Source organism: Candidatus Bipolaricaulota bacterium, assembly GCA_021159055.1.
Lineage (GTDB): Bacteria > Bipolaricaulota > Bipolaricaulia > UBA7950 > UBA9294 > S016-54.
On the sequence record JAGGSO010000097.1, the window covers coordinates 1 to 7,594 of the forward strand.

Annotated in this window: 10 protein-coding genes; 7 read left to right on the top strand and 3 right to left on the bottom strand. The window is 60.2% G+C overall.

The window, feature by feature from the left end; all coding sequences use genetic code 11:
• Window positions 1-1,264 (top strand): TetR/AcrR family transcriptional regulator (locus J7J55_05025; GenBank protein MCD6142061.1); only part of this gene is annotated, 1,264 nt, incomplete at its 5' end.
• A 130-nt stretch (window positions 1,265-1,394) separates the two neighbouring features.
• Complete coding sequence (locus J7J55_05030) at window positions 1,395-2,219, top strand: EFR1 family ferrodoxin (GenBank protein MCD6142062.1); 825 nt, start codon at window positions 1,395-1,397, stop codon at window positions 2,217-2,219.
• Here J7J55_05030 and J7J55_05035 read toward each other — a convergent pair.
• Genes J7J55_05035 through J7J55_05045 form a run of 3 tightly spaced genes read right to left on the bottom strand, consistent with a single transcriptional unit; the run spans window position 2,191 to window position 5,299 of the window.
• Window positions 2,191-3,120, bottom strand: a complete 930-nt coding sequence (locus J7J55_05035; GenBank protein ID MCD6142063.1) for an ABC transporter permease — start codon at window positions 3,118-3,120, stop codon at window positions 2,191-2,193. The two genes, J7J55_05030 and J7J55_05035, sit on opposite strands and share 29 nt — an antisense overlap.
• 5 nt (window positions 3,121-3,125) lie before the next feature.
• Window positions 3,126-4,046, bottom strand: coding sequence for an ABC transporter ATP-binding protein (locus tag J7J55_05040; protein ID MCD6142064.1), 921 nt, complete (start codon window positions 4,044-4,046; stop codon window positions 3,126-3,128).
• 2 nt (window positions 4,047-4,048) lie between these two features.
• Window positions 4,049-5,299, bottom strand: coding sequence for a hypothetical protein (locus J7J55_05045; GenBank protein ID MCD6142065.1), 1,251 nt, complete (start codon window positions 5,297-5,299; stop codon window positions 4,049-4,051).
• Between the two features lie 352 nt (window positions 5,300-5,651).
• Between J7J55_05045 and J7J55_05050 the strand changes: the two genes are divergently transcribed.
• The 5 genes from J7J55_05050 to J7J55_05070 all read left to right on the top strand — a co-directional run.
• Window positions 5,652-6,008: a VacJ gene (locus J7J55_05050; GenBank protein MCD6142066.1), complete on the top strand. Its 357-nt coding sequence runs from the start codon at window positions 5,652-5,654 to the stop codon at window positions 6,006-6,008.
• A gap of 65 nt (window positions 6,009-6,073) precedes the next feature.
• Entirely contained in the window at window positions 6,074-6,316 is a 243-nt protein-coding gene (locus tag J7J55_05055) for a hypothetical protein (protein MCD6142067.1), read from the top strand.
• The gene (locus J7J55_05060) at window positions 6,313-6,732 is read left to right on the top strand and encodes a type II toxin-antitoxin system VapC family toxin (protein ID MCD6142068.1); all 420 of its coding nucleotides are present in this window, start codon (window positions 6,313-6,315) and stop codon (window positions 6,730-6,732) included. The genes J7J55_05055 and J7J55_05060 overlap by 4 nt, the downstream gene beginning before the upstream one ends.
• Window positions 6,729-7,265, top strand: a complete 537-nt coding sequence (locus J7J55_05065; protein MCD6142069.1) for a hypothetical protein — start codon at window positions 6,729-6,731, stop codon at window positions 7,263-7,265. The genes J7J55_05060 and J7J55_05065 overlap by 4 nt, the downstream gene beginning before the upstream one ends.
• The coding region (locus tag J7J55_05070; GenBank protein MCD6142070.1) for a hypothetical protein at window positions 7,262-7,594 on the top strand (333 nt) is incomplete at its 3' end. The genes J7J55_05065 and J7J55_05070, both read left to right, overlap by 4 nt.

A 7,594-nucleotide genomic window follows, 5' to 3' on the forward strand; every position in this document is an offset into this window, starting at 1 on the left:
GGGGCTGAGCGACCGAATGACAGAGGAGATGATTGAGCGGGCTGTGCCCCGCTCCCGAAAAGGAAACTACACACAGGAACGGCTCTTGCAAGCGGCGGAACAGACGTTCGGAGAGTTGGGATACCACGATGCTTCAGTGGCGGAGATCTGTCGACGGGCAGGGGTGGCGCACGGCACGTTCTACCGTTACTTTGCCGGCAAGGAAGAGATATTCATCCGTTTGATCGAGGGGTTCGAGAAGCGGCTTCGCGCGCAGATCGATACGGCGATGGAGGCAGCCGAGACCTCCATCGACCAACTTCTCGCGGGCTATCGCAGTATACTGGAGTTCATCGGCCGTTATGTCGCGCTGTATAACGTCCTGCGGGAAGCGGAGTTTCTTCAGATGGGCATCCATCGCCGTTTCCACTCCGATATCGCTGCCCCTCTGCAGCAGGCACTGGAGGAGGGGATTACAAGGGGCGAGTTCCGGCCCGTCGACTTGGACACCGTTTCCTATGCCCTGCTGGGGATCGTAGAGTTCATTGCCCTTCGCTACCTCATTTGGGAGCAGAACGGATTGGACGAAGGGGTATTGCGGACCATCGACGAATTGGTCCTCCATGGGATCGATACCGGGCAGCCCCTCCATCCTCCCAAGGACACCGGGCGTACCTCCGAAAAGGCCAGCCCGGTGACGCCCGCGGTTCCCCAGGGCGGGGAGGCGACACGCCAGGCCCTTCTGAATGCCGCCGAGCGGCTGTTCGGCGAGGCCGGGTTCTATGAGACGCGGATCTCGTCCATCACCTACGTTGCCGGAGTGGCCCAGGGGACATTCTATCTTTACTTCCCCAACAAGGTGGCGGTGTTTGCGGAACTGATCCGGGAAATAAACGAGCGATTTCGCATGGAGGAGAGACGAGCGATATCCGGGCTGGCCGATCGGAGGGAGATCGAGCGGGAGGGGTTTCGCGCCTTCTTTCAGTTCATAAGCCGTCACCGCGGCGCTTATCGTATCGTCCGCGAGGCTGAATTCGTCGATGAGGCAGTCGGGCGCTGGTACTACCAGCGGCTCGCTGCCGGGTATATGCGCGGCCTGCAGCGGGGGATGGAACAGGGAGAAATACGGAGGCTGGACCCGGAAGTCCTTGCCTACTCGCTGCTGGGGATGGGACACCTCGTTGGGTTGCGCCAGCTGTTCATCGAGGGACATGATGAGATGCCCGCGTCCGTTCTGGAGGCGTTGCTGGATTTCATCATGCACGGCCTCCTCTTGCCGGCATAGTCTTTTCTCATCGAAAGGTGAGCATGAAAGCATGAGCCGTATGGATCAGGGCGCCAATCCCGTCCGCCAGCGTGGATGAGACAGCTCTGAAACTTGTGCACCGCACCTCGGCGTATTAAGCTGATAAGCGATGAAAACCCTCATCTACTACTTCACCGGGACGGGAAACTCGCTCGCCGTGGCGCGGCGGATCGCAGCCGGGTTGGGGGATGCGGAGCTTGTCGGTATCCCATCCCTCCGGGATACAGCCCGGATCGTGCCGGAAGCCCCCCGGATCGGGATCGTCTGCCCGGTGCATGGATTCGCCCTCCCTGGGATCGTCTCTGAGTTCATCGGGAGGCTCGACCCTTCCTCCGTGCGCTACGCATTCATTGTCCTCACCCCCGCGGGCACGCCGGGAGGGGCGCTCATCTTCGCGCGACGCGCGTTCCGCCGGGCCGGGAAGGACCTCGATGCCGGGTTCACCGTCCGCATGCCGTCGAACGACCTCGCTCTCTCAGATGTGCAGTCCCCCACCAAACAGCGCGCGATTCTCGCGCGGGCGGACGAAAAGCTTGCCGCGATCATTCGCTCAATTGCGGCAGGAGAACAGCGTTTTCACACGATTTTTCCCCTTCTGCTGCCGTTCGCGTGGCTCGCTACAGTGATACTGGGCTCCGCCCTCTCTCACCACCGGCATGCACTCGATCGGCGCTTCTTTGCAGAAGACAGCTGTACCGGCTGTGGGATATGCGTACAGGTCTGTCCGGCGGAGAATATCGTTCTCGTGGACGGCCGCCCGCAGTGGAAGCACCGCTGTGAGGCGTGCATGGCGTGCATAAATTACTGCCCGGCCCGGGCGATCCAGTTCGGGAAGCACACGGCAAAGCGGGGGCGGTACCACCATCCCGAGGTCTCCGCCCCCGACCTCGCCGCACAAAAACTCGCTACGTCGAGCGGATCTCACGCCGCATGAGGATCACGTAGGAGATCGCGAAGCAGATCGAGGTCAGCGCGATCAACCCCACGAGCTGCGGCCACACGATGAGCAGGCTCTGTCCGAGGGGGAGCGGGTTCGTCGGAAGCTGCTCCTGCGAGAGGAGGGCCGCTATCCCCAGTCCACGATAGCTTGGAATGAGGATCGCGCTCGTCGCCTCCTCGAACAGGGTCGCGGGGGAGAACCGGAGCACGAGGTCGTGGATCTGCTTGTGGTGGATCCACGCCTGGGCGGGTGAGTTGAGCTGCACCGGGGCGACCTGATCGGCGATCAGCCCAGCGAGCATGTACAAGAACAGGGTGAAGAACAGCCACACCCCGATCGCGGCCAGGGCCGAACTCGCCGGCTGGCGGAAGACGACCGAGAACAGGATCCCAAGCGCGAGCCAGAATCCGAGGTAGATCACCCCGATCACGAAGAACATGGCGATCCGGGAGAGCTCAGCTCCCTGGGGTGGGAAGCCGAGCCCGTACAGCCCGAGCCCGAAGATGATCAGCATGATCCCGGCGAGGGCGAGCCCGAGCGCCCCCAGCCCGGCAAGGAACTTCCCGTTGATCCACGCGTGCCGGTAGATCGGCTGGGCGAGGACGCGGCTCACCGTCCCGCGGGCGAACTCCCCGTTCACCGAGTCGAACCCGATCAGGACCCCGATCAGCGGCCCGAAGAACGCGAGGAACCCGAGGAACGACGGCATTCCCCCACTGCTTTGGGTGAACAGGTTCAAGAACGCGAACGCCCCTGCCTGATCCGGGTTCTCCCCCATCGCCTGCTCGGCGAGGTACACCGACGCTCCGGCGACGATCAGGATCAGGAACAGAAACAGGATAAACCGCTTGCTCCCGAAGTGGTCCGCCAGTTCTTTCCAGAACACAACCGTCATTTCGATCACTCCTGGAAATAGCGCAGATAGATTTCCTCGAGGGTGAGGCCAGGGCGGCGCAGTTCGAGGAGGCTCGCTCCGTGCTCGACCACCGTCCGCGCGACCTCGGCCCGCACGTCCTGGGTGCAGGTGAGGCGGATGCGGTCTCCGTCCGGTTCCACTGCGGATATCCCCTCTATCTCGCGCAAGCGGGAGAGGAGGAGCGGGGTGATCTCATCCACCTGGAGTTCGAGCTGCTCTTGCCCTTCCTCGCCCTTTCCGAGCTCCCCGACCGTCCCCTTGGCCACGATCTCACCGCGATGCATGATCCCCACCCGATCGCAGATCCGCTGCACCTGGTGGAGGAGGTGGGAGGAGAGCATCACCGTCATCCCGCGGGAGTTTCGCAGCTCAACGATCATGTCGAGGAGCTTGATCGCCCCCTCTGGGTCGATTCCCGAGGTCGGCTCATCGAGGATGACGAACTCCGGGTCCTTGATCAGGACGTCCGCGATCCCGAGCCGCTGCCGCATCCCGCGGGAGAAGGTGCGCACCGGGCGATCGGCCGCGTCCTCCAGCCCGACCAGAGAGATGAGCTCGTCGATCTTCGCCGCGGAGTCACGGTCCCGCATCCCGTTCAGCCGCGCCACGAACCGCAGGTTCTCCCGCGCGGTGAGATCGTCGTAGAACCCGACGTTCTCCGGGAGGTAGCCGACCCTCCGCTTCACCGCAATCGGATTGCGCACCGGGTCATAGCCGCAGATGCTGACGCTCCCGCTCGTCGGTTCAGTCAGGCCGAGGAGCATGAGGATCGTCGTCGTCTTCCCCGAGCCGTTCGGCCCGAGGAGCCCGAAGATCTCGCCCTCATCGATCGTGAGGTCGAGGTTATGCACCGCCTGGAACCCGTTGTAGCGCTTTCCGAGCCCCTGCGCCTCCACGACCGGCATCGTTACCTCCTCCCGAGGCGCACGAAGATCGCGGTCAGTCCGGCGACGACGATCACCACTACTCCGACTCCGACCCAGCCCCAGCCCATGGACGCACCGACGCTGACCCGCAGGTCCATCGACTCATGGCTCTCCGCTCCGGCAACGGTGATCGTCACCTGGTAATCGCCAGGAATGGCCCGCTGCGCCGGGGTGATTATCACGTCGACCGTCTCCGGCTTCCCGGTCTCGGCGAGTGGAGCGACTTGGTCCATGTGGTCGGGGTTGAACTTCACCTCCCATCCCTTCGGCTTGGAGGCATAGAAGCTCAGGTCACGGGCCGGCGCCGTGCCCTTGTTCCACAGGTACAGGGTGAAATGGCGTTCCTTGCCCGCGGTGGCGTGAATATTGCGGGTATCGCCGGTTCCGGTCACTTCGGCTTCCGACCCCAGCTGAAGCTCCGGCGTCCCGGTCACCACCGCAGTCAGTTCGAGGGTCTCGGTCTCGTCCCCCGCCTTGGCGGCGAAGGTGATCGGATACTTCCCCTCCTTCACCCCGTAGGGCGGGGTGACGGTGAACTGGATCCGCTCGGTCCCGTTCGCGTTGATCTTGAACGAGGTGATGTGCTGGGACTGGTACTGCGGCGAGAAGTAGCCGCGCCACCCGAACGGGAGTTGGGCGGCAAGCTCGACCATTCGGTCTTTATCCGATTGGTTACGGATCTGGACCGTAAACTTAATATCCTTCCCTGCCGCCCCTTCCAGAGACGGGTAATCGACGCTCAAGGTGAGCTTGTTCTCGCTCGGCTTGCTCTCCGCTGGTTTCTTGGCGTTGTAGGTGACCGTCACCGGGAACTCGCCGAGGAGCTTCCCATCCGGGGACTTCGCCGTCAATGTAAAGGTATAATCACCGGGAGCGGCGTCCTTCGGCGGGGATGCCTTGAACTTGAGGACCGCTTCCCCGTTCCCCTTATCCGTGCTCCCGGGAACGCGCACTGCGGTCACGGTGAGGGTTGGGTAGGATGAGGTCTCGAACCTAGGGTTCCATCCCTCCGGTCCGCTCGCGGAAAGCTCAGCCTCCACCGGGGTCGACAACTGGTTGTCCAGCTTGACGGTGAGGGATAGATCCTGTCCCTCTCCGATCACGACGGCGGGATAGTCTGTGTAAAACTGCACCGCTTGTTGCCCGAGCGCCGGTCCAGCCGCCGCGACTGTCCCTGCTATGGCGAGGAGGAGAGGCAACACCAAAATCCACTTCGATGATGGAAAGAGCATCTTTCGTCCACCTCCGAAACATGTGGTTTTGCTGCTGTGAGTCTAGATTATAGCCCGTTTTTGTGAAGGTTTTGTGAAGGCGCATTCGCAAGAACAAGCGCGCGTTCAAGCGGCTGGCCGAGAGCAAGAAGCGGGATCCCGAGGTAAGAGCGCAGGAAGAGGCGTTGGGACGGCGCCAGCAGGAACGCATCCTTGATATGCTCCGCAGCATGCGGATATGCTGTTCAAGGACCGACTCAGTTTCGTGAAGGCACTGCAAGAGGCCGCCGCGGCCACTGGAAGAAATCGAGGCGGACATCGAGAATGTGGAGCACGAGATCATGGAGATGCTGCGGGAGATGGGAATCTGATCATGCGTCATCAAGCACGAAGTGAAGACCTGCCGACTGTGAACCGGTTTGTGGTTGTACTCAAGCCTACGGAAGCGTATCTCAACTGGGCAAACTCCTGCCCGGGAGACGGGCCGGAGATAACGCTCGCTGAGCTGCGGGAGGAATGCACCGCTTATCTCATCCCTGGGGTCGAGGACCCACGGGCGTGGATCAGGCGGCATTTCATGCCCATGTTCGAGTGGGAACTTGCGGCCTGGTGCACGGACGAAACATACTGGCCAAAGGAGCGTACGTATCAGCTGTTCAAGAAGTTTTTCGAGATAGAAATCCACTCCATCGTCGTTGATCTTGGAAAAGGGCCGGTGAGGCATGAGTGAGCGAAGCAGTGGCCGCCCGAATATGCTATCATAATGATAGCAAACGGCGAGAAGGTGATGGTTAAGTGGCGCAGGTGCTCATAAGGGATCTTGATCCCGAGGTAATCGAGGCGCTGAAGCGGCGAGCGAAGGAACATAACCGCTCGCTTCAGGGGGAGCTGAAGGCGATCCTGGAACAGGTGGTGCGGAACTCACACCCCAGGAACATCGACGCCTTCCTGGCCCGGGTGCGGGAGATCCGCAAGCAAACCGCGGGCATCCCTCAGACCGACGCTGCCCAGCTCGTGCGGGAGGACAGAAACCGGTGAGAACGCTCGTGCTGGATGCCTCTGTCGCAATCAAGTGGTACTTCCCCGAGGTGCTGAGCGACGCCGCCTTAGGGCTCATATCCGCGGAGACACGCTGGATCGTGCCCGATCTCTTCTACGCCGAGGTGGGGAACGTCCTATGGAAGAAGGTAACCCGAGGCGAGGCGACCGTGGCCGTCGCCCGTGATGTGCTGGAAAGTCTCCTCTCCGTTGATATCGAGGTATGCCCGGCAAAGCCGTTCGTGAAGCCCGCCTTGGAGATCGCGCACCAGTTTCAGTGCACGGTGTACGACGGTCTCTACCTCACCACGGCGATCGAGAAAGGCTGTCCGCTGGTCACCGCCGACCGCAAGTTCTACGACGCGATGAGCCCGACCGCCCTTGGGAAGCATCTACTGTGGATCGAGGACACATGAAAAACTACCGCCGCTACACTGAGTACAAGGACTCCGGGATCGAATGGCTGGGGGAGATCCCGGAGTATTGGGAAATAACCGCCATTAAGCGATTCGGTGATGTGCAGGGAGGCTCCGGATTCCCGGATGTGGAACAGGGATTTGCAAACGAGAAAATTCCGTTCTTCAAAGTTTCTGACATGAATCTCCAAGCCAACGCCGTAGAAATGGTGGAGTCTGCTAACACAGTGTCGCGTAATGCAGCTCGCAGGCTAAGGGCCTTTGTATTCCCTCCAAATACAATCATCTTCCCGAAGGTGGGGGCTGCCCTTATGACCAACAAACGACGCATCCTAACAAAGCCGAGCTGCGTAGACAACAATGTTATGGGGTTTGTTCCTCGATGTGGAAGTCCTAAATGGTTCTATTGGTGGTTAAGAGGTCTTGACCTTGGAAAGTTTGCAAATCCAGGAGCAGTCCCATCGGTTAACGAAGGCCAAGTGCGCGAATTGCCCGTTAGGCAACATTCCTCAAAATTGGATGGTGACATATGAGCCTCGATCTATATTTATACTGTAAGAAAACCCCGTCAAAATCTGCAATAGAGAAAGTTATTCTCCCCCTCGGATTTAGAATAGAAGAAACAAAAGGGAGGGGGCGTCCTTGGTATTTTTGGTTTGAGGAGAAAGATTTAGCTTCTGTTCGGGGCTGTTGGCTTTACTGGTATAAATGTGAGGCTGGCGAAGAAGCTCCACGGGGTACGAAAACTATTTTCGTAGCTACAACCTATGTAGAAAGAAGTTATGAAGATCTAGATATGCAAAATCATGTCATCAGGCAGTTAAAAAAGAAGTTTGGAGGTTCTGTTTATGACCCTCAGGAG